We start from the raw sequence: 20966 nt of genomic DNA, 5'->3' as shown, positions 1-20966 counted from the left end.
GGCTATGACTATCCGAGCACATAATGAGTGAGAAACGATGACTCTGAATCTGGTAAGTGAGCAGTTGCTAACTGCGAACAGCATTAATCAGCAGGACCTTTATTCCCTGTTAGGGCAGCTTTCAGAACGTCGTCTGGATTATGCCGATCTCTATTTCCAGTCCAGTTTCCACGAATCCTGGGTGCTGGAAGACAAAATTATTAAAGATGGTTCTTACCACATCGATCAGGGCGTTGGCGTCCGCGCCGTGAGCGGTGAGAAAACCGGTTTCGCCTACGCCGACCAGATTTCCCTGAATGCGCTGCGTCAGTCGTCTGAAGCGGCGCGCAGCATCGTGCGCGAACAAGGCAACGGTAAAGCGCACACCTTGTCGGCGGTGCTGAATCGTTCGCTGTATGCGCCAGTCAATCCGCTGGACAGCCTGACGCGTGAAGACAAAATTGCCCTGCTGCACCGCGTCGATAAAGTGGCGCGCGCGGCCGATCCGCGCGTGCAGGAAGTGAATGCCAGCTTGAGCGGCGTCTATGAACAAGTGCTGGTGGCCGCCACTGATGGCACGCTAGCGGCGGATATTCGTCCGCTGGTGCGTCTTTCCATCAGCGTGCAGGTGGAAGATCAAGGTAAGCGCGAACGTGGCTCGAGCGGCGGCGGCGCGCGTACCGGTTATGAATTCTTCCTCGCCGATGAAAGTGGTGATGTGCGTGCTGATGCCTGGGCGCGTGAAGCCGTGCGCATGGCGCTAGTCAATCTTTCTGCCGTGGCGGCACCCGCGGGTATGCTGCCGGTAGTGCTGGGTGCGGGCTGGCCAGGCGTGCTGTTGCATGAAGCGGTAGGACATGGTCTGGAAGGTGACTTCAACCGTCGTGCAACATCGGTATTTAGCGGCAAAATGGGCCAGCTGGTGGCTTCAGAACTTTGTACCGTGGTTGACGATGGTACCATTGAAGGCCTGCGTGGTTCGCTGGCCGTTGATGATGAAGGCGTGCCGGGTCAGTACAACATGCTGATTGAAAACGGCGTGCTGAAAGGCTACATGCAGGACAAGTTGAATGCGCGCCTGATGGGCGTCAATCCAACCGGTAATGGTCGCCGTGAATCTTACGCGCACCTGCCAATGCCGCGTATGACCAATACCTACATGCTGGCGGGTAAATCGACGCCGCAGGATATTATTGAAAGCGTGGAATACGGCATCTATGCCCCGAACTTTGGCGGCGGTCAGGTCGATATCACCTCTGGCAAGTTCGTGTTCTCTACTTCAGAAGCGTATCTGATCGAGAACGGCAAAGTGACCAAACCGGTGAAAGGCGCAACGCTGATCGGTTCGGGCATTGAAGCGATGCAGCAGATCTCAATGGTCGGCAACGATTTGGCGCTGGATAAAGGTGTGGGCGTGTGCGGCAAAGAGGGACAAAGCGTGCCGGTAGGTGTTGGTCAGCCGACACTGAAGCTGGATAAAATCACCGTGGGTGGTACCGCGTAACCCCATCAGACGTTGTCAGGTCGCCATTCATGGCGACCTGAGCATTATCACCCCTTCCGATGCTGCTGATACTGCTGCGCGACCTGCTTGAAATACTCGGTCAGATAATCAATACACACCTGCACTTTCAGCGGCAGCTTATCTTTCTCGGTATAGAGCGCGTACACCGGGCGCGGCTCCGAGTGATATTGCGGGAACAAAATATCGATCTCACCCGCGCTGATCTCATCAATCACCCACATCAATGGCACATAAGCGATACCGCATCCCGCTTTAAGCCAGCGAATTAGCGTCTGTGAATCGTTGGTCACGAAGCGGCCTTGCGGCGTAAGACGTGTCACCAATCCTTCCGGCGCAACCAGTTCAAAGGTGTTATCTGGGCGCACGCTATATTCCAGCCAGGAAAAATTATCGATCTCGCCGGGTTTTTCCGGCGTGCCGTGCTGCGCCAGATAACTCTTCGCCGCGCATACCACCATCGGCATCGCGCCCAGACGGCGCGAGAACAGATTTGAATCCTGCAATGCACCCACGCGCACCACCAAATCCAGCCCATTGGCAATCAAATCCGGTGCTGGAATGCCCGTCACCAGATTGACGCTCAAACCCGGATATTCGCGTAACATTTCGCTGGTCATCGCCGATAACACATTTTGCGCCATCGTTGATGAGCAGCCGATACGTAGAATACCGATCGGTGTGTTGTTAAAGGCATACAGCTGCTCGTGAACCTGGGAAGCCTCAGCTAACATACGGCGACAGCCCTGAAAGTAGATCTTTCCGGCTTCGGTCAGGCCAATACTGCGCGTGCTGCGATTGAGTAATTTAACTTGTAACTCATCTTCCAGTTTGGCGACTATCTGGCTGATAGACGAAACGCTTAGCTGTAGCTGGCGCGCCGCGGCGGTAAATGAACCCAATTCAACCACTTTGGCGAAAATGGACATGCTTTTAAGTCGATCCATTGTTTACTCTGACTAAAAAGTGATTTAGCTCACAATATGTAGAAAACGTATAGTCAAGCGCGTTACTATAAGCGCGCTGGGTCTCTTCACTGCACCTGAACACGGCTGTGTTAACCCGATGATACGCTATGATTAGCTCAACGCGGCCTGAATGTTGCCATCAGTTTATCCGTCATCCCCTGATCGTAAACCCAACGTGCTACAAGGCATGTGGGCAGGTATCGGTGCAATCCGGCAAGGTCGAACTAAGGATCCGAAATGAGTGTGCTTCCGGTATTTGTCGTATTCGGGCTGTCTTTTCCGCCCATCTTCATTGAACTACTGGTTTCACTGGCGCTGTTCTGGCTGGTGAAACGCGTGCTAACGCCCAGCGGGATCTACGATCTGGTTTGGCATCCAGCACTGTTTAACACTGCGCTGTATTGCTGTGTGTTTTACCTTGTATCCCGTTTATTCGTCTGAGGTTTTTTAAGTGAAAGCGCTAATAAGAAAAATCGCGCGATACGCGATTACACTCCTGCTGGTTGTCATCGCAATCGTGATCATCTTCCGCGCCTGGGTGTTCTACACCGAATCACCGTGGACGCGTGACGCCAAATTCTCTGCCGATGTCGTGGCGATCTCGCCCGATGTCACCGGCATCATCACTGACGTGCCAGTACACGACAATCAGCTGGTGAAAAAAGGCGACACGCTGTTTGTGGTTGACCGTCCGCGCTACCAAAAAGCGCTGGATGAAGCTCAGGCAGACGTCGAATATTACCAGGCGTTGGTAAGTGAAAAACGCCGTGAAGCCAGTCGCCGCAATCAGTTGGGTACCAGCGCCATGTCGCGTGAGGCGATTGAGCAATCCAATAACGATCTGCAAACCAGCGAACATCAGCTGGCGAAGTCGGTGGCCACGCGCGATCTGGCGGTGATCGACCTCGATCGCACCACCATCAAAGCACCTTCAGACGGTTGGGTGACCAACCTGAATGTCTATCAGGGCGAATTCATCACGCGCGGTTCGGTGGCGGTTGCGCTGGTACAACAGCACTCCTTCTACGTGCTGGCGTATATGGAGGAGACCAAACTGGATGGCGTGCGTCCGGGCTTCCGCGCACAAATCACGCCGTTGGGTAGCAACGCGGTACTGCGCGGCACCGTCGACAGTATCGCGGCGGGCGTGACGAACAGTAGCAGCAGCAGCGACAGCAAAGGCATGGCGACTATCGACTCAAATCTTGAGTGGGTGCGTCTGGCACAGCGTGTGCCGGTGCGTATTCGTCTCGACGATCAACCGGGTAACCGCTTCCCGGCAGGTACCACAGCAACGGTGGTGATCACCGGTGCGCAGGATCGCGAAACTAAAGTCTCGCCGTTGGCACAGCTGTTTAATCGCCTGCGTGAGTTTGGTTAAGCGAGGGCGATATGATTGAGTTTTTGCGTTTCCCGGTGAAGCTAACCTTCGCGCTGGTTGCGGCGTTGATGATTGGCTTTCACTTCAATCTGGAAACGCCGCGTTGGGCGGTAATGACCGCCGGTATTGTGGCCGGTGGCACCGCTTTTGCTGCGGGGGGGGATCCCTATTCTGGCGCACTGCGCTATCGTGGCATCCTGCGCATCATTGGTACTTTTATTGGCTGTATCGCCGCGCTCACCATTATGATCGCCACGGTGCGTGCGCCGGTGGTCATGTTGTTGTTGTGCTGTATGTGGGCAGGTCTGTGTGTCTGGCTCTCTTCGCTGATCAAAGTGGAGAACTCCTACGCACTTGGCCTCGCCGGTTACACGGCGTTGATTATCGTGGTCACGGCAGATGCCAGCGGCGGCTTAACGCTGGCGCCGCAATACGCGGTTGAGCGCTGCAGTGAAATCGTCATCGGTATTCTATGTGCGATTCTCGCCGACATGCTGTTCTCGCCGCGTTCGATCAAAAAAGTGATTGAGCAGGAAGTGGATGCACTGCTGGTGGCGCACTACAAACTGCTGCAGCTGTGCGTCGCGCACGAAGACAAAGACGAAGTAGATAAAGCCTGGAGCGCGTTAGTGCGTCGCACCACGGCACTCAACGGCATGCGCGGCCAACTGATGATGGAATCGTCACGCTGGAAAAACTCCAGCCGCCGGCTGCAAATGCTCAACACCTTGTCGCTGACGCTGATCACACAGGCCGCCGAAACCTTCCTGATTCAAAACTCGCGCCCGGAATACATTCCACCGCACTATCGTCTGCTGATCGAAAAAGAGGTCAACAACGTTAACGATGTGCATAAGCGCATGAAAGTTATGCGTCGCTTGATTGCCGTCAGCAGCAAAACCGTGCCGGTGACGCTGGCGAGTTGGGTTGGTGCGGCAACCGAATATCTGCTGTTGATTAACGGAATCAAAAGCAATAGCCGCATCACCACGCTGGAAGAGAGCATTCTGCAGCGCGAAGTGGTGATTCAGGCGCGTTCCGCAGAAACCCATCACGCGATGATCAATGGTGTGCGCACCTTTGCCGCAACCGCGCTGGGTTCGCTGTTCTGGCTGTACACCGGCTGGACATCGGGCAGCGGCTGCATGGTGATGCTGGCGGTGATTACCGCGCTGGCGATGCGTATGCCGAATCCGCTGATGGTGGCGAAAGATTTCCTTTACGGCATGACGGTTGCGGTGCCGCTCGGTGCGCTCTACTTCATCTTTATTCTGCCCGCGACCCAGCAAAGCGCATTGCTGCTGTGTATCGCCATCGGCGCGTTGGGTTTTATCGGCGGCATCTTCGTACAGCGCCGCCAGTTGGGCACGCTGGGCGCGCTGATTGGTACCCTCAACGTGCTGGTGCTGGATAACCCGATGAAGTTCGAGTTCAACGTCTTCCTCGACAACGTATTAGGCCAGGTGATCGGCTGCTTTGTGGCGATGATGGTGATCCTGCTGATTCGTGATAAATCGAAAGAGCGTACCGGACGTAAGCTGCTGAATCGCTTTATGTATGCTGCGGTTGCCGCACTTACCACTAACCAGGCCCGTCGTCGTGAAAACCATTTGCCGGCGCTGTATCAGCAACTGTTCTTGCTGCTCAACTTATTCCCTGGCGATATCGACAAATATCGCATTGCCCTGACGCTGATTATCGGACATCAACGCCTGCGTAATGCCGAAGTACCGGTAAACGCGGAGCTGTCCGCCTATCACCGCCAGCTGCGCTCAACCGCTGATAGCATCATCTCGGCGACCAGCGACGAAAAGCGCCGCTATTACTTCGAGCGGTTGTTAAAGGAGCTGGAGATTTATCAGGAGAAGCTGCAGCACTATTCTGCCCCGGATAATGTCACCGAACCGGTGAAAAGGCTGACGCAGATGCTGGATAAGTACCAGAACACCTTAATACAAATCTGAAACTGGCCGCTGCATTGTGCAGCGGCCTTTTAGATCCCACGCTGACACAAAAACCTCTGATATTGGCATCTATACTTTCCTGACAGGACGCAAACTGACAGGAGAACCCCGATGTCCACTTCCCTGCAACATCACGAATTATTCAAGACCGGCTATTTCGTGGATGGTCAATGGCATAACGCTAGCGCTACTTTTGATGTGACCAATCCGGCGACCGGCGAAGTCTTAGCGAAGGTGGCAAAAGCCGGTCAGCAAGAAACCGAACAGGCGATTGCCGCCGCGCAGCGAGCCTTTCCTGCCTGGCGCGATAAAACCGCTAAGGCGCGTGCCGAAATCCTCAATCGCTGGTATCAGCTAATCATCGAAAACAAAAGCTGGCTGGGCCAACTGATGACGGCCGAGCAGGGTAAACCGCTTAAAGAAGCTGAAGGCGAAGTGGAATACGCCGCCAGCTTTATTCAGTGGTTTGCCGAGCAGGCGAAACGCGCCAATGGTGAAATCATTCCGCCGGCTAAATCTGGCTCGCGCATTTTGGCAACGCGTGAACCGATTGGTGTGGTTGCCGCGATCACGCCGTGGAATTTCCCGATGGCGATGCTGACGCGCAAACTCGGTCCGGCGCTGGCCGCCGGCTGTACCGGCATCATTAAACCCGCCAATAACACCCCGCTTAGCGCTTTCGCGCTGCTGGCGCTGGCGCAGAAAGCCGGTGTACCCGCTGGCGTACTCAATGCGGTGGCGGGCGATACGCATGCCATCAGCGATGCGATTATGGCCAGTAAGGTGGTGCGCAAAATCTCCTTTACCGGTTCAACCGCCGTGGGCAAAACGCTGATGCGTAATGCCGCGGAAACCATGAAAAAGGTGTCGATGGAGTTAGGCGGCAACGCGCCCTATATCGTGTTTGATGACGCAGATATTGATGCGGCGGTGCAGGGCGCTATTGCCAACAAATTCCGTAATGCTGGACAGGTGTGCGTAAGCGTTAACCGCTTCTATGTGCACAACGCGGTGTATGATCGCTTCGTCAATCAGCTGGCAGATGCAGTGGGCCAACTTAAAGTCGGTAACGGCGTGGAAGAGGGCGTGATTGTTGGCCCGCTGATTGAGCCGTCCGCGCTGGAAAAAGTGGAAGAGCACGTCAAAGATGCAGTGAGCAAGGGTGGCAAACTGCTGATCGGCGGCGAACGTCACCCCCTTGGCGGCAACTTCTGGCAACCAACGGTGATTACAGAAGCGCATGAGGAGATGAAGCTGGCACAGGAAGAGACGTTTGGTCCGGTTGCGGCGTGCTTCCGCTTCGACGATGAAGCCGATGTGATTGAACGCGCCAATAATACCGAGTTTGGCCTGGCAGCATATTTCTACACCCAGAATCTTCAGCGTGTGTTCCGCGTATCGGCGGCGCTGGAAGCGGGCATGATCGGCATTAATGAATGTGCAGTATCGACTGAACTGGCACCGTTTGGTGGCATAAAAGAGTCAGGATTGGGACGCGAAGGTTCGGTGTTGGGGATGGAAGAGTATCTGGAAGTGAAAGCGCTGCACCTCGGCGGACTAAGCTAGCCGCGACAACTAAGAGGGCGTCATGATGAGAACCGAGCGTTTCGATTTCGACGAGATTGTCGATCAAGCCCATTTTTATCGACAGTTTAGCGATCGTTTTGCGCTAACCGATCTCGCTATCAACGATCTGGACGATCTTTGGGACGCGCTGGTGGGTGAGCAACTGCCGTTGCCGCTGGACATTGAATTTGTAAATCTCGGGAAAGGGCAGAAACGCCGGTATGGCGCATTGATCCTGTTATTTGATGAAGCAGAAGAGGAGCTGGAAGGCCAGCTCCGCTTCAACGTTAAGTAAAAAAGGGCCCCGGCGAGCGGGGCCAAAGGGTTCGTCTTAATTGACGAGGAATTACTTATATAGCTCAGCGGTCAGGTGATAACTGTCGCCGGTTTTGGCTTCAATCACTTTATAAGCGCTGGCGCCTTGCGCATCGGCTTTTTGAGAAAGCTCAGCGCGATAATCCATTGGTGAACCGCCGGTTCCGCTAATTGATACAGTGCTGCCGGTAGGTTGCAGATTCTGCGCCTGTTCTTCAGTCACCAGTTGTGCTGCAGAAGCACCAAAGGCGAACAGGGAAAGCAGGCTAGCAGTTGCGATGGTTGTTTTGATTTTCATAATTTTCTCCTCATTTAATCAACAACCTGCGGCAGAAATGGGTGGGCGGGTCGTCGATCTATTGCCTGGCACTCTTAAGGCGCCGGACGTTCGATTAGTGATTATTTGTACAGTTCAGCAGTGACGTGGAAAGTATCGCCACGGTTGCTCTCAATGATGCGGTAATGGCTGGCACCCTGAGCGTCAGCTTTCTGTGACAGTGCCTGACGAACGTTGGTTTGGTCGCCGTCAACACCGCTCACGCTGATGGTTTGGTTCAAGGATTGCAGCTGTTCGGCCTGTTGGTTAGAAACCAGACTTGCGGCGCCTGCGCCGAAAGAAAGTACAGAAGCCAGGCCCAGCACTGCGACAGTAAATTTGGTTTTCATGATTCACTCTCCTGAAATTGGGTTCGGTAACCTGAGAGGCAAGTGCGTCTCAAACGGGTCACCGTTCACATTGCGTCCTGAATCAGTAACTTATTTGTACAGTTCAGCGGTAACGTGATAGTTGTCACCGTTATTCGCCTCGATCACGCGGTACGCTTTAGCACCTTGCTGATCGGCTTTATCGTTTAGCTGCTGACGAATATCCATAGGTGAACCGCCCACGCCGCTGACGCTGATAGTGCCTGCGGGTTGCAGATTCGCTGCCTGCTCGGCATTAATAGAATCTGCTGCAAAAGCACCAAATGACAGGGCAGAGAGAATGCTTAGTGTTGCGATAGTAGTTTTAACGGTCATGATATTTTTCCTCGTCGTCTATTTTTATCTTTTTCTTTCGTGTGATTTGCATCACGAAACTAAGTATAGATCTAATCACTCACGAAATTAATATCTAGCTAATAATGTTTGGTTGTAATTCTTTATCCTTATGGCACTTTTTTAGAACCAAGAGTTATAAAAAACGCCCAAACATTAACCAGCTGGGTGTATTTCAAAGCAAAAACAATGATCTACATCAAATTATCTTTTAGTGCGAAAGATCATGGTTGATCTCGCTAGCGAGTACGCTATGGGGAGCTAATGACACTAATCACTATAAGTAAAGCAGTGTAAAATAGCGCGTTGAGTTAAGCAGGGGCAAAGGTCGTACCAATCTACAGAAGTGAAAAGAACCGCTGGGCATATGGATAACTTATTATTTACAAAGGGATTTGTAACAGATTGGTTACGAAGCATGCGGGAGGATTGGGATTACCGACAGCAGATCCGCCGGTAATCAGCAGATTTTTATAGCTCTTGTTCGAATAAAACCAGTACAGCATCGTGTAGCTGTTTCACCGAGAAGGTGCGCGCGGGCGTAATAAAGATGGTGTCATCACCGGCGATGGTGCCGAGAATCCCTTCTGCTTTGCCGAGAGAATCCAGCAGGCGAGCAATCAGCTGTGCTGCACCCGGACTGGTATGAATCACCACTAACGCATCGTTGTAATCGATATCCAGCACCAGATTCTTCAGAGGGCTGGTGGTGGTGGGTACGCCGAGTTCAGCAGGCAGGCAATAAACCATCTCCATCTTGGCGTTGCGGGTACGTACTGCGCCGAACTTGGTCAGCATACGAGAAACTTTGGACTGATTGATATTCTCGAAGCCGTCTTCCTGCAGCGCCTGCACGATTTCGCCCTGGGAGCTGAATTTCTCTTCCTTCAATAAGGCTTTAAACGCCTTAATCAAGTCGTCTTGTTTCGATGGGTTTCGCATAAGCTACCAATAAAAAGAGGGTTGCAGAGGGCAACAGGCCCACGGCAGATAAATTATTATGCATTTAGATGAATTTTTATGCAATAAGTCTGATAAGAGAATCGCGGTAATGACCTGCGGGGCGGGCATAATAACAGAATATTATGTTGCACCAAAATCGCGGGTGGGCGCGCAAAGCGAAGGTTGCGAAGTTGTTATATTATTGATGTGGTAACAACTATATCGATGATCATTGCCGTCCATTGTGTTCTGGCTGCGAATGTATCATTCAGGCGACTTCTGAAGTGGAGATGTCTCGGGAGCCGATTGCGGCGTAGTGTTAAGTGCGCGACAGGTTTAGTCGCTATCGCCTGAGAAGTTGATTAAACTCGTAACCTGATGGATTTTCGGCATATCTCTGCCCCACCTTAATAAGGAGTTCAGGATGAAAGTTGCCGTTCTCGGTGCCGCTGGTGGTATTGGCCAGGCGCTCGCACTACTGCTTAAAACGCAATTACCCGCAGGCTCAGCTCTCACACTTTATGATATCGCCCCGGTCACGCCCGGCGTGGCGGTTGACCTCAGCCACATTCCTACGGCAGTCACCGTGGAAGGCTTCAGCGGTGAAGATGCCACACCTGCGCTGCAGGGTGCCGATGTAGTACTGATTTCTGCTGGCGTGGCGCGTAAACCGGGCATGGATCGCGCCGATCTGTTTAACGTCAACGCCGGCATCGTGCGTAACCTGATCGAACAGGTGGCGAGCACCGCGCCGAAAGCCCTGATTGGCGTCATCACCAATCCGGTGAACACCACGGTGGCCATTGCGGCTGAAGTGCTGAAGAAAGCCGGCGTATATGATAAGAATCGCCTGTTTGGCGTTTCTACCCTTGATATCATCCGCGCCAATACCTTTGTCGCGGCGCTGAAAGGCAAGCAGCCTAACGAGATTGAAGTGCCGGTAGTAGGCGGGCATTCAGGCGTTACTATCCTCCCGCTGCTGTCGCAGGTGAAAGGCGTGAGCTTCAGCGAGCAGGAAGTGGCGGATCTCACCAAACGTATTCAGAACGCGGGCACCGAAGTAGTCGAAGCCAAAGCCGGCGGCGGATCGGCGACGCTGTCGATGGGACAAGCGGCGGCGCGTTTTGGCCTGTCATTGATTCGCGCCCTGCAAGGTGAAGCCAATGTGGTGGAGTGCGCATATGTGGAAGGCGATGGCGAATATGCCCGCTTCTTCTCGCAGCCGCTGCTGCTGGGTAAAAACGGCATCGTCGAACGCCGTCCGCTGGGGACGCTCAGTGCCTTCGAACAGCAGGCGCTGAACGGTATGTTGGAAACGCTGAAGAAAGATATCGCGCAGGGCGAAGAGTTTGTGAAGTGATAAACACTGAGCGGTAATCAAAAACGCCCGGCTGATGCCGGGCGTTTTGTTTTTATAATCCGCCAGATTTGAAGGTCTTATTGGCGGGCGCACCGTTGCTCGCAGGGTTTTGCTTTCCTAGCGTCTCCATGCGTACCTGGAACGGTGGGAACGGCATCTCAATGCCGTGCTCCTCAAAGCCGCGCAGAATCAGCTGATGCAGCTCATGGCGCAGCGGCATACGATGTCCCATCTCTGCCGCATGCACCCGCAGTTCAAACAGCTGAATACCTTGCTGCAAATCGACCAGGAACACATCCGGCGCTGGCATATCGAGCACGTAGGTGCAGCGGTCGGCCGCCTGCTTAAGAATGTTAGTCACTTCATCGCTGTTGACTCTGGCCGGCGCCGGAATTGTCAGCACCACGCGTGTGACCGAATCCGACAGCGACCAGTTCACGAACTGCTCCGTAATGAAAGCTTTGTTCGGCACGATGATCTCTTTGCGGTCCCAATCGGTAATAGTGGTGGCGCGCGTGTTGATGCGGGTGATGCTACCTGTCAGATCGCGAATGGTCACGGTATCGCCGATACGGATCGGTTTCTCGAACAGGATGATCAGGCCGGAGATAAAGTTGGCGAAAATCTCCTGCATACCGAAGCCCAAACCCAGACCTAACGCGGCAACCAGCCATTGCAGCTTCGACCACTCAATGCCCATCATTGAGAAGCCAATCAAGCCGCCAATCAGCATCAACGCATATTTGGTCAAGGTGGTAATGGCGTAGCCGGTGCCCGGCGCCAGGCTGAGATGCTGTAACAGCGCCAGCTCCAGCAGAGCAGGCATATTACGCACCAGCTGGGTGGTGATAATCAGCACCAGAATCGCAATCAGCACCGCACCCAGCGTAATCGCCTGCACGCTATCAACGCCCTGAATGGTGGTGCTGGCATTCCACAGCGGAATGTTATCGAGGAAGCTAAACGCGGAGTGAATTTCTGACCACAGCACAATCACTGAAACCAGCGCAATCAGCGTCAGGATTGAACGCACCAGCCGCAGCGACTGCGCGCTGATCTCATCGAGATCAATACTGGGTTCTTCAATCTCAATGGTGTCGGCATTCACGGGTGTTGATTGCTCTTTCTCTTCTTCACTGCGCGCGCGGTTGGCCAGCATATCGGCACGTCGCTGACGCGCACGGTCAAAGGCGATGCGGCGGCGCTGAATCAGCATCCAGCGGCGGATGATGTGATACACCACCAACAGGAAGAACCAAATCCCCACTGACGTTTCCAGGCGCGCCAGCAGCGCTTGCGCGGTGGCGAGATAACCGATGCAAGAGGCGAGGGCAGCCACCAGCGGCAGGGCAATCATCAGGTTCCACAAAATGCGGTTTACGAAGTTATCGCCGTTGCCCTCTTTATCCAGATACAGCGGAATTCCGGCGCGTTTCAGGCTGACGGTAACGATACTCAGTGCGCCACAAATCAGGATGAAGCACACGCGTCCCAGCGTGCCTGAGAATTGCGGATCGTCGAGATTCGCAAAGGCGATCAGCAACATGATTAGCGGCACAATCAGCCCAACGGACAGCGAGTAATAGCGCATCGCACGCGCTACACGCGCTTGCGGCCAGCGGAAGTGCACCACAAACAAGCCATCGGGACGGGCAAACGCGGCGCTGATCATAAAGGCCCACAGCAGCGGCAGCGTAGCGGTAATGCCATCGCCAATCGCCACGGCAAACGGATAAGGCCAGGCATGTTGCAAACCGTAGCCAAGCGCGGCCCACAGCACCGGCAGCGGCACCGCCACCAGGATCGACCAAAATACCGTGCGCAGCGTCAGGCTAAAGCGGTCCTGTGTCACTTTACCGACGCGGCTGGCAGAGCGCTCCATAAAAGCGTTGTAGTGGCGGCGTGAGCTGATGCTGAAGCCAACCAGCAAAACCGCGCCAATAATGGGCAACACGGTTTCGCGATTGGTGAACATCATCGCCAGCGCTTTGCCGAGCTGGCCGGCGGTATCCAGCGACAGCAGACGCTTAAGATCCTGCGCCATCTCAACCGGGAAATTCAGGCTGATGGTGTTGACGTCGGCGGTCCAGAAGAGATAGCGATGGGTCGCATCTTTTACTTCGGCGAGGGCATCCTGCAGCTGCGTATTGGAAACTTTAAGCTTGGTGATTTCCAGAATCAGCGTATCGCAACCGGAAATCAGGGAATTCAACAGCTCGCGTTGGGTTTTGAGTTGCGCTTCAAGGATGCGCACCTGATCGCTGCTGAATGGCGTGCCGTCATCTTGCCTGGCTTTGCGCAGATCCTGCTGGCGCTCTAACAGATCTTCATAATGCAGGCGTTGCACGCGCAGCTGGCCCATTTCGCTGTCAATCTGCTGAGACTTCGGCATCTCTGGCAGACGCGCCACCTGAGCGCGCAAAGCTTCACCTAACAGATTTGACGCCCCCAGCCATTGCGACTGCTCGCGCAGCGTGCTCAATGCCTGACGCACCTGCAGGGTCTGATTGGTGGCCAAACGCTGCTGCGAAGCGACTAAATCCATGCGCTGCGCTTGCTGATTGAGGTCGGCGGAGAGTTCGCGGTTAACGCGAAACTGATCGCTGATCGAACTCGGCAGGTCGCCGCTGTTTTCTGCCAGTTGCTCGGTACGCTCCAGCGCCAGCTCCGCTTCACGCTGGCGCTGATTATTCAGCTGATTGCGCAGCGCCTGCAGATAGTTATCCAGCTGGGTGGCTTTACGCTGATGCACTTCAGCGCGCATGCGCGCCAGTTCCTGACGATTATTCGCCGAGAGCTGTGCCAGCTCTAACTCGTCCACGCGCGCTTTATTGGCGGCATTTTCTGCCTGACGCGCGTAAATCTGCGCCTGCGCCAACGGCGTGGTCGCCGTCGAGGAACTCTGCGCGCGGCGATCGCTTTCGGTCATCGCGCGACGTGCATCCGTTTGCTGCTGCGGCAGCTGCGACAGTGAATCGCTGATCTCGCGGGCGCGATCCTGCTCTTGCTGTGCCTGGCGGCCTTCCTCCAGCAGCTGGCTGCTCACCTGCAACAACTCTTGATCCAGCTCGGCGCTGCTCATATTGCTGCGTACCGATTTACTGTTGTCGGTAAGCGTGGCGATCTGCTGACGAAGTTCGCGCGCGAGCCGCGGGAAATCATCGATCACCTGTTGATACTGCTTTGCGCGCTCCAGCGACTCATCGCGCTCGTTTAGGAAATTTATCGCTGCTTCCAGCGCCTGAACCTGTTCGGTTTGCGCGGGGGAGCTTTTCGCGGATTTAGCCACATCCAGTTCTTGCTTGAGCTGACTGGATTGCGGAACGCTAGCGGCAAAGACAGAACTGCTGAGCACAAGGCTCAGCAGGAGGAAGAGGAAAACACGCACGGGAAAGATTCCGGATTATTTGCTAAGTGAGACGCTGTCGCCAGGCTGAGGCAGGGCGATGGCCAGCGGCTGACCGAGGCGGGTTTTACTTTCGGCTTCAAGGCTTTCAGCCAACTTCACACGTTTAGGTGCAAATAGGTTGATGACTGTAGAACCCAACTTAAAGCGACCCATTTCCTGGCCTTTCAGCAGCACTACCGCGCCATCATGATCGGCAGACGGATAGCGCCAGCGTTTGATCACCCCTTCGCGCGGTGGCGTTACGGTGCCCGCCCACACGGTTTCGATGCTGCCAACAATGGTCGCGCCGACAAGGATCTGCACCATCGGGCCATGATCGGTGTCAAATACGCAGATCACGCGTTCGTTACGCGCAAACAAATTGGGGATGTTACGCGCGGTCAGCGGGTTTACTGAGTAGAGATCGCCGGGCACATAGGTCATTTCGCGCAGGACGCCGTTACACGGCATATGGACGCGGTGATAATCACGCGGGGCAAGGTAAGTGGTAACAAACTCGCCGTCGTGGAACTGATCCGCCAGATCGTCGTTACCGGCCAGCAGCGCTTGCAGGCTGTAAGTGTGGCCTTTGGCCTGGAAGATCTGATCGCCGGCAATGCGGCCCAGCTGGCTGATCGCGCCATCGGCTGGCAGCGCCAGTAACGTGGCGTCAGGATCGATGGGACGCGCGCCCTCTTTTAACGGACGCACGAAGAAATCATTGAAGGTGCGGTAGCTGCTGGTATGTGGCTTGCTGGCTTCCGCCATATCCACGTTGTAGTACCAGACGAAGATGTCGATGACCGCTTTCGTGAGCCAGCCACCACGACGGCTGGCGCCCCAACCGGCGAGTTCGGTGAGCCCTTTTTTGGGCAAAATATGATTCAGGCCGAGTTTAAAACGATCAAACACCGTTGCCTCCTGGCTTAATGACGTATTGTTAACAAAAAGGGGGGCGGATTGTAGCAGCGCCCCAGTGCATTGGCGAATGTGCCGTTGTACTGCTTAATCTGCGTCGGAGGAAAAGTTTTTACGCGTCTTTACCTGCGCCATACTCTCAAGAATTCGGTGGTAGTTATCGAAGCGGGAGACATCAATCTTGCCTTCTTCTACCGCTTCGCGGATGGCGCAGCCAGGATCGGTATCATGCTTACAGTCGCGGAAGCGGCAACTGCCGAGAAATTCACGGAATTCGACAAATCCGCGCGTTACCTGTTCCGGTTCAAGATGCCATAAACCAAACTCACGTACGCCTGGGGAATCGATCACATCACCGCCCGCTGGGAAGTGATAGAGACGTGAAGCAGTGGTGGTGTGTTGACCCAGGCCGGAAACATTCGACACATCGTTGGTCAGAATTTCAGCCGCCACATCCAGGCCAAGCAGGTTATTTAACAGGCTCGATTTGCCCACGCCAGATTGACCGGCAAAGATGCTGACGCGACCGGTTAAGGCACTTTCCAGTTCAACCAACCCATTTTTAGCGTGGCTGGAAACCATCAACACGCGATAACCAATGTTGCGATAAATCTCCATCTGCTCATCAACAAACGCCCGTCCTTCGGCATCCAAAAGATCGGTTTTGTTCAGCACCAGCAAGGGCTCAATGCCGAGCGTTTCGCTCGCGACCAGATAGCGATCGATGATGTTAAGCGACAGTTCCGGCAGGATCGCTGAAACGATGATGATCTGATCGATGTTGGCAGCGATCGGTTTCACGCCGTCATAGAAGTCTGGACGCGTTAGCACCGTTTTGCGATCGTGTACCGCTTCGACAATCCCTTTACCGCCACCAATCGCCACGCGCCACAATACGCGATCGCCCGTTACCAGCGAGCGAAGAGTACGGCGGATGTTACAGCGATGCACAACGCCCTCGCTATCTTCCACGTCTGCGTGCATGCCGAAACGGCTGATCACCACGCCATCAGCCGCTTCTCCAAACAGGCTATCATCCGGCTCCGGCTTATCACTCCGTTGCTGCAGACGACGCTGATGGTTGGCGCTTACGCGGCGTTGTTGACCTTTCGACAGTTTGTTTTTACTCACGCATCCTCTCACGGCTTTCGCCAGGTTTCGCCCTGCTGGGCAAAACGTCTATGATACACCTGAAATGAGTTTAATGACGACTTTGGCAACAGGCGGGAAACGCATGACAGCTGGAAATGAAAACAACCTGATTTGGATCGACCTCGAAATGACCGGATTGGATCCGGAACGCGATCGCATTATTGAGATCGCCACTATCGTGACCGATGCCAACCTTAACATCCTCGCAGAAGGTCCGGTATTCGCAGTGCATCAATCGGACGAGCAGCTCGCGTTGATGGATGACTGGAACGTGCGCACGCATACCAATAGCGGTTTGGTGGCGCGAGTCAAAGCCAGCGAGCATGACGATCGTGCCGCGGAACGGGCCACTATTGAATTCCTGAAACAGTGGGTGCCGGCGAATACCTCGCCGATTTGCGGCAACAGTATTGGTCAGGATCGTCGTTTCCTGTTCAAGTACATGCCTGAACTGGAAGCCTATTTCCACTATCGCTATCTCGACGTCAGCACGCTGAAAGAGCTGGCGCGCCGCTGGAAACCGGATATCTTGCCAGGCTTCAAAAAGTCCGGCAGCCATCAGGCACTGGATGATATTCGTGAGTCTGTCGCCGAGTTGGCTTACTATCGCGAGCACTTCCTGCAGCTTTAACCTCCGCGGGTGCGCAGGAAATCATCAGGTTGTCGATAAAAGCAGCGAACGCGCGGAAAGCGCAAAATTTTGCTTTTAGACTCTTGCGACTGAAAGGATTTCTCGTATAATGCGCACCCCGTACCGGTGAAGAAATTCATGCGGGACGGAGCAGCAAAGTTTGTAACGAAAGACAGAATCGAGCATGTTCATTTGATGCAAGACGGCAACTGAACGAGTCACAGCGAGCTTACTTAAGTAAGTGACCTGTGCGAGTGAAGGCAGCCAACGCAGCAGCAAATAAACAGGCGAAGATTATGCGGGAATAGCTCAGTTGGTAGAGCACGACCTTGCCAAGGTCGGGGTCGCGAGTTCGAGTCTCGTTTCCCGCTCCAAACTTTCGTTAAGCAGTAAACCTCTAATGCGGGAATAGCTCAGTTGGTAGAGCACGACCTTGCCAAGGTCGGGGTCGCGAGTTCGAGTCTCGTTTCCCGCTCCAGAGTTTGTAGTTAACCATCCAAATCACGGATTTAGTCGTTAGCGTGATTGTTGTGACAAAAATACGAAGAGTCAGAATCAAGTATTTTAGTTTACAACAAGGCGGCAACTGAACGAATCCCTCGGCGCTTACATCAGTAAGTGACAAGGGTAAGTGAAGGCAGCCAACGCAGTAGCAGACTAAAATACGAAGATTATGCGGGAATAGCTCAGTTGGTAGAGCACGACCTTGCCAAGGTCGGGGTCGCGAGTTCGAGTCTCGTTTCCCGCTCCAATTTTTTTATATTCACTAATGTTATTTGCCCTAAGGCGCAATCAGAATTAAAACTGCTGCAGATCTTTTTTGATCGCATGCGACATCGTTTTTTTCTGGAAATTTTGCACGCCTCGCGAGTACCGATAATGCTGATGTCTGATGCAGTTATCTTACAGGTTATCCACAATGTGCCTGCAAGGTTCTGACGGCGTTTTCCCCGTTCTTTAAAACTGTTTTGAACAGAGTTATCCACAAGCTCTGGACAAACCCCTGCGCGTTAAACACGACGTGAATATTTACAATAATCGGTTAACTAATTGATTTATAATTAGTTAAACGTATTTCAGTCTGTAATCTTCCCCTTTAGACGAAATTACGATCTCCGTCACTATTCAGTTGGATAATTTTATTCACAGCATGTGGAAAAGAGTTTTATCCTGTGCGACTGCTCAATCACGCATCACGTGGCAGGCCTTTTTCGACCGCGCGCACCAGTCGCTGTTTCTTCGCTGGCTGCACCTCAACCGCCTGCGCCGCGCGTTTCTGCAACTGCTGTGCAATCGCCCATTCAATATGTTCATCAAGCAGGGGATGTTCGCCGCTCCGCAATTCTAATGCCGCCATATTTTCTTCTGCCCAAGGCGCATTGCCCAATGCCACCGCAATATTGCGCAACCAGCGTAAATGCCCAATGCGCCGAATCGCTGAACCTTCGGTGATGCGCAGAAATTTGGCTTCATCCCATTTGAACAGATCGGTGAGCGGCGGCGCATGCAGCACCGCGCGCGGTGAAAAATCGTCTTCATCGGTTAACTGGCCGTAACGATTCCACGGGCAAATCAGCTGGCAATCGTCGCAGCCATAAATCCGATTACCCATTAACGGACGGAACTCTTCTGGGATTGCGCCTTCCAACTCGATGGTGAGATAGGAGATGCAGCGACGCGCATCGACGACGTAAGGTTCGACGATAGCGGCAGTGGGGCAGATGGTCATGCAGGCGACACAGCGTCCACACTGTTCTTCCTGTGGCTGATCCACCGGTAACGGCAAATCAATCAGCAGTTCGCCGAGAAAGAACCATGAACCGGCTTCACGGTTAAGGATGAGCGAATGTTTGCCGGTCCAGCCTAACCCTGCTTTAGCGGCTATCGGGCGTTCGAGAATTGGCGCGGAATCGACGAACGGGCGAAAATTGAGCTCGCCACAATGCGCCTGAATCATTTCTCCAAGCTTTTTCAGTCGATTGCGTAATACTTTGTGGTAGTCGCGGCCCAGTGCATAGCGGCTTACATAGCCCAGCTGAGGATTTTTCAACGTGCTGGCAAAGGCGGCTTTGGCAGGAAGGTAGTTCATGCGTACGCTGATCACGCGCAGCGTGCCGGGCAGCAGTTCATGTGGCCGCGCGCGCATCATGCCGTGGCGCGCCATCCAATCCATCTCGCCGTGATACTGCTTATCCAGCCACGCCTGCAGTTTGGGCTCTTCGGCGCTCAGATCGGTATCGCAAATACCCACCTGTTGGAAACCGAGGTCGCGTCCCCATTGTTTAATATGTTGAGCGAGCTGTTGAAGATCGAGAGGATATGACATGAGAAACCAGGCAATTGATGCAAACGCGTGCAGTTTAACACACTCTGTCTGGCCTGCGCAGGCGATGGCACAGCTGGAACGCGATGCCGCTGATAGCCTGGGCCTAACGCTGTTCGAGCTGATGCAGCGTGCTGGACAAGCCAGCTACGAATTAGCCCGCCAACTGTGGCCTCAGTCGCAGCATTGGTTGGTCCTGTGCGGGCATGGCAATAACGGCGGCGATGGTTATGTGGTCGCGCGGCTGGCCCAGGCGGCAGGATTGAACGTAACGCTGCTGGCCTGTGAAGGCAGCAAAGCCTTGCCAGAAGAGGCGCAGCAGGCGCAAGACGCGTGGCTGGCGGCGGGTGGCGTAATTCATGCGGCGGATTCGGCCTGGCCGGAGCAGGTTGATGTCATTGTTGATGCGCTGCTCGGCACCGGCCTAAATCGTGCGCCTGCGGCGCCTTACGATCGCCTCATTACTCTCATCAACACGCATACCGCACCGGTACTGGCAATCGATATCCCCTCCGGTTTAGTGGCGGCTAACGGCACGACGCCCGGTGAGACGGTCATTGCTGATCACACGCTGAGCATGATTACGCTGAAACCGGGCCAACTGACCGGCAAGGCGCGCGATTACATTGGTGTACTGCATAACCATGAGTTGGGCTTGTCACCGTTCCTTGCCGCAGCACAGGCGCCGATTTCACGCTATGGCGCCGCGGATTTAGCGCGCTGGCTTAAACCGCGTCGTGCTACCTCACACAAAGGCGATCAAGGCCGGCTGTTAGTCGTCGGCGGCGATAGCGGTACGGCGGGTGCGATTCGTATGACCGGCGAAGCCGCGCTGCGAACAGGCGCCGGGCTTGTGCGTGTGCTGACGCATGAAGATAATATTGGCCCGATTCTCACCGCGAGACCGGAGTTAATGGTTGATGCGCTCACCGATGAACGCCTTGACCAGGCGCTGGAGTGGGCGGATGTGATCGCCGTTGGACCGGGGCTCGGCCAGCGCGATTGGGCTCAGAAGGCACTGAAAAAGATCGCGGCCAGTGAAAAGCCGATGCTTTGGGATGCGGATGCGCTTAACCTGCTGGCAATCAAGCAGGATAACCGTCAGAATCGCATCATTACGCCGCATCCAGGCGAAGCCGCGCGCTTACTTGGGGTGAAAACCAGCGAGATTGAAAGTGATCGCTTACATGCTGCGCGCGCCTTGGTGAAACGCTACGGTGGCGTGGTAGTACTGAAAGGCGCGGGCACGGTGATTGCCAGTGCAGCGGGTGATATCGCCATTGCCGATGTTGGCAATGCGGGCATGGCGTCCGGCGGAATGGGCGATGTGCTGAGCGGAATGATTGCCGCTCTGCTAGGCCAAAAACTGACATTACTTGATGCAGCCTTTGCAGGCTGTGTCGCGCATGGGGCAACAGCCGATGCCGTCGCGCGTCAGCGCGGTACTCGGGGCATGTTAGCCACTGATTTGTTCGAGCTGCTATGGCAGTTTGTTAATCCAGAGATGATCCAACAATAA

Annotated in this window: 18 protein-coding genes and 3 tRNA genes; 12 read left to right on the top strand and 9 right to left on the bottom strand. The window is 54.3% G+C overall.

The window, feature by feature from the left end; all coding sequences use genetic code 11:
* The first annotated feature begins 37 nt into the window (after positions 1–37).
* Complete coding sequence (gene tldD, locus AC6I8K_RS16825) at positions 38–1483, top strand: metalloprotease TldD (RefSeq protein WP_064738359.1); 1446 nt, start codon at positions 38–40, stop codon at positions 1481–1483.
* A gap of 47 nt (positions 1484–1530) precedes the next feature.
* Here the strand turns inward: tldD and aaeR are convergent, their stop codons facing one another.
* The gene (gene aaeR / locus AC6I8K_RS16820; RefSeq protein WP_008101977.1) at positions 1531–2448 is read right to left on the bottom strand and encodes an HTH-type transcriptional activator AaeR; all 918 of its coding nucleotides are present in this window, start codon (positions 2446–2448) and stop codon (positions 1531–1533) included.
* Between the two features lie 258 nt (positions 2449–2706).
* Here aaeR and aaeX point away from each other — a divergent pair, with 258 nt between their 5' ends.
* The 5 genes from aaeX to AC6I8K_RS16795 all read left to right on the top strand — a co-directional run bounded on the left by aaeX (position 2707) and on the right by AC6I8K_RS16795 (position 7675).
* Entirely contained in the window at positions 2707–2910 is a 204-nt protein-coding gene (gene aaeX, locus AC6I8K_RS16815; RefSeq protein WP_021508145.1) for a p-hydroxybenzoic acid efflux pump operon protein AaeX, read from the top strand.
* Positions 2911–2920: 10 nt separating this feature from the next.
* A complete protein-coding gene (gene aaeA, locus AC6I8K_RS16810) occupies positions 2921–3850 on the top strand; it encodes a p-hydroxybenzoic acid efflux pump subunit AaeA (RefSeq protein WP_064738360.1) in 930 nt (309 codons plus the stop codon).
* Between the two features lie 11 nt (positions 3851–3861).
* Complete coding sequence (gene aaeB, locus AC6I8K_RS16805) at positions 3862–5814, top strand: p-hydroxybenzoic acid efflux pump subunit AaeB (protein WP_064738361.1); 1953 nt, start codon at positions 3862–3864, stop codon at positions 5812–5814.
* Positions 5815–5925: 111 nt separating this feature from the next.
* On the top strand, positions 5926–7380 hold the full coding sequence (locus AC6I8K_RS16800; RefSeq protein WP_483816317.1) for an NAD-dependent succinate-semialdehyde dehydrogenase: 1455 nt from the start codon (positions 5926–5928) through the stop codon (positions 7378–7380).
* Between the two features lie 25 nt (positions 7381–7405).
* Positions 7406–7675, top strand: coding sequence for a barstar family protein (locus AC6I8K_RS16795; RefSeq protein ID WP_064738631.1), 270 nt, complete (start codon positions 7406–7408; stop codon positions 7673–7675).
* A 51-nt stretch (positions 7676–7726) separates the two neighbouring features.
* On the opposite strand, the gene yhcN (AC6I8K_RS16790) is transcribed toward AC6I8K_RS16795, so the two are convergent.
* From yhcN (AC6I8K_RS16790) to argR, 4 genes are all read right to left on the bottom strand, one after another.
* On the bottom strand, positions 7727–7993 hold the full coding sequence (gene yhcN, locus AC6I8K_RS16790) for a peroxide/acid stress response protein YhcN (RefSeq protein WP_064738363.1): 267 nt from the start codon (positions 7991–7993) through the stop codon (positions 7727–7729).
* A 101-nt stretch (positions 7994–8094) separates the two neighbouring features.
* Positions 8095–8361, bottom strand: coding sequence for a YdgH/BhsA/McbA-like domain containing protein (locus tag AC6I8K_RS16785; protein WP_483816316.1), 267 nt, complete (start codon positions 8359–8361; stop codon positions 8095–8097).
* A gap of 90 nt (positions 8362–8451) precedes the next feature.
* Complete coding sequence (yhcN, locus tag AC6I8K_RS16780; RefSeq protein ID WP_497827108.1) at positions 8452–8715, bottom strand: peroxide/acid stress response protein YhcN; 264 nt, start codon at positions 8713–8715, stop codon at positions 8452–8454.
* A 489-nt stretch (positions 8716–9204) separates the two neighbouring features.
* Positions 9205–9675 carry a transcriptional regulator ArgR gene (gene argR, locus AC6I8K_RS16775; RefSeq protein ID WP_007891992.1) on the bottom strand — a complete coding sequence of 157 codons (471 nt, stop codon included), beginning with the start codon at positions 9673–9675 and terminating at the stop codon, positions 9205–9207.
* Between the two features lie 424 nt (positions 9676–10099).
* On the opposite strand from argR, the gene mdh reads away from it, so the two are divergent.
* Positions 10100–11035: a malate dehydrogenase gene (gene mdh / locus AC6I8K_RS16770; protein WP_064738366.1), complete on the top strand. Its 936-nt coding sequence runs from the start codon at positions 10100–10102 to the stop codon at positions 11033–11035.
* Positions 11036–11087: 52 nt separating this feature from the next.
* On the opposite strand, the gene mscM is transcribed toward mdh, so the two are convergent.
* The 3 genes from mscM to rsgA form a co-directional block, all read right to left on the bottom strand.
* On the bottom strand, positions 11088–14423 hold the full coding sequence (gene mscM / locus AC6I8K_RS16765; protein ID WP_483816314.1) for a miniconductance mechanosensitive channel MscM: 3336 nt from the start codon (positions 14421–14423) through the stop codon (positions 11088–11090).
* Between the two features lie 15 nt (positions 14424–14438).
* On the bottom strand, positions 14439–15335 hold the full coding sequence (gene asd, locus AC6I8K_RS16760) for an archaetidylserine decarboxylase (RefSeq protein ID WP_064738368.1): 897 nt from the start codon (positions 15333–15335) through the stop codon (positions 14439–14441).
* Positions 15336–15428: 93 nt separating this feature from the next.
* Positions 15429–16472, bottom strand: a complete 1044-nt coding sequence (gene rsgA / locus AC6I8K_RS16755) for a small ribosomal subunit biogenesis GTPase RsgA (RefSeq protein ID WP_483816313.1) — start codon at positions 16470–16472, stop codon at positions 15429–15431.
* A gap of 103 nt (positions 16473–16575) precedes the next feature.
* Here rsgA and orn point away from each other — a divergent pair, with 103 nt between their 5' ends.
* The 4 genes from orn to AC6I8K_RS16735 all read left to right on the top strand — a co-directional run bounded on the left by orn (position 16576) and on the right by AC6I8K_RS16735 (position 17875).
* Complete coding sequence (orn, locus tag AC6I8K_RS16750) at positions 16576–17124, top strand: oligoribonuclease (protein ID WP_064738370.1); 549 nt, start codon at positions 16576–16578, stop codon at positions 17122–17124.
* Positions 17125–17422: 298 nt separating this feature from the next.
* Positions 17423–17498 (top strand) — tRNA-Gly (locus AC6I8K_RS16745).
* A 28-nt stretch (positions 17499–17526) separates the two neighbouring features.
* Positions 17527–17602: transfer RNA gene (locus AC6I8K_RS16740), tRNA-Gly, on the top strand.
* Between the two features lie 197 nt (positions 17603–17799).
* Positions 17800–17875 (top strand) — tRNA-Gly (locus AC6I8K_RS16735).
* Positions 17876–18310: 435 nt separating this feature from the next.
* On the opposite strand, the gene queG is transcribed toward AC6I8K_RS16735, so the two are convergent.
* The gene (gene queG, locus AC6I8K_RS16730) at positions 18311–19450 is read right to left on the bottom strand and encodes a tRNA epoxyqueuosine(34) reductase QueG (RefSeq protein WP_497827107.1); all 1140 of its coding nucleotides are present in this window, start codon (positions 19448–19450) and stop codon (positions 18311–18313) included.
* Here queG and nnr point away from each other — a divergent pair.
* Entirely contained in the window at positions 19449–20966 is a 1518-nt protein-coding gene (nnr, locus tag AC6I8K_RS16725) for a bifunctional ADP-dependent NAD(P)H-hydrate dehydratase/NAD(P)H-hydrate epimerase (protein ID WP_497827106.1), read from the top strand. The two genes, queG and nnr, sit on opposite strands and share 2 nt — an antisense overlap.

Source organism: Pantoea sp. X-Soil-ISGK-421, from assembly GCF_059730785.1.
Note: the sequence above shows the minus strand (reverse complement) of the source record. Positions and strands in the feature narration are given on the sequence as shown.

Excerpts from the sequence above, each read along its gene's own strand:
- tldD (WP_064738359.1), top strand. The coding sequence starts at position 38 with ATGACTCTGAATCTGGTAAGTGAGCAGTTGCTAACTGCGAACAGCATT.
- aaeR (WP_008101977.1), bottom strand. The coding sequence starts at position 2,448 with ATGGATCGACTTAAAAGCATGTCCATTTTCGCCAAAGTGGTTGAATTG.
- aaeX (WP_021508145.1), top strand. The coding sequence starts at position 2,707 with ATGAGTGTGCTTCCGGTATTTGTCGTATTCGGGCTGTCTTTTCCGCCC.
- aaeB (WP_064738361.1), top strand. The coding sequence starts at position 3,862 with ATGATTGAGTTTTTGCGTTTCCCGGTGAAGCTAACCTTCGCGCTGGTT.
- AC6I8K_RS16800 (WP_483816317.1), top strand. The coding sequence starts at position 5,926 with ATGTCCACTTCCCTGCAACATCACGAATTATTCAAGACCGGCTATTTC.
- AC6I8K_RS16795 (WP_064738631.1), top strand. The coding sequence starts at position 7,406 with ATGAGAACCGAGCGTTTCGATTTCGACGAGATTGTCGATCAAGCCCAT.
- yhcN (WP_064738363.1), bottom strand. The coding sequence starts at position 7,993 with ATGAAAATCAAAACAACCATCGCAACTGCTAGCCTGCTTTCCCTGTTC.
- AC6I8K_RS16785 (WP_483816316.1), bottom strand. The coding sequence starts at position 8,361 with ATGAAAACCAAATTTACTGTCGCAGTGCTGGGCCTGGCTTCTGTACTT.
- yhcN (WP_497827108.1), bottom strand. The coding sequence starts at position 8,715 with ATGACCGTTAAAACTACTATCGCAACACTAAGCATTCTCTCTGCCCTG.
- argR (WP_007891992.1), bottom strand. The coding sequence starts at position 9,675 with ATGCGAAACCCATCGAAACAAGACGACTTGATTAAGGCGTTTAAAGCC.
- mdh (WP_064738366.1), top strand. The coding sequence starts at position 10,100 with ATGAAAGTTGCCGTTCTCGGTGCCGCTGGTGGTATTGGCCAGGCGCTC.
- orn (WP_064738370.1), top strand. The coding sequence starts at position 16,576 with ATGACAGCTGGAAATGAAAACAACCTGATTTGGATCGACCTCGAAATG.
- nnr (WP_497827106.1), top strand. The coding sequence starts at position 19,449 with ATGAGAAACCAGGCAATTGATGCAAACGCGTGCAGTTTAACACACTCT.
- queG (WP_497827107.1), bottom strand. The coding sequence starts at position 19,450 with ATGTCATATCCTCTCGATCTTCAACAGCTCGCTCAACATATTAAACAA.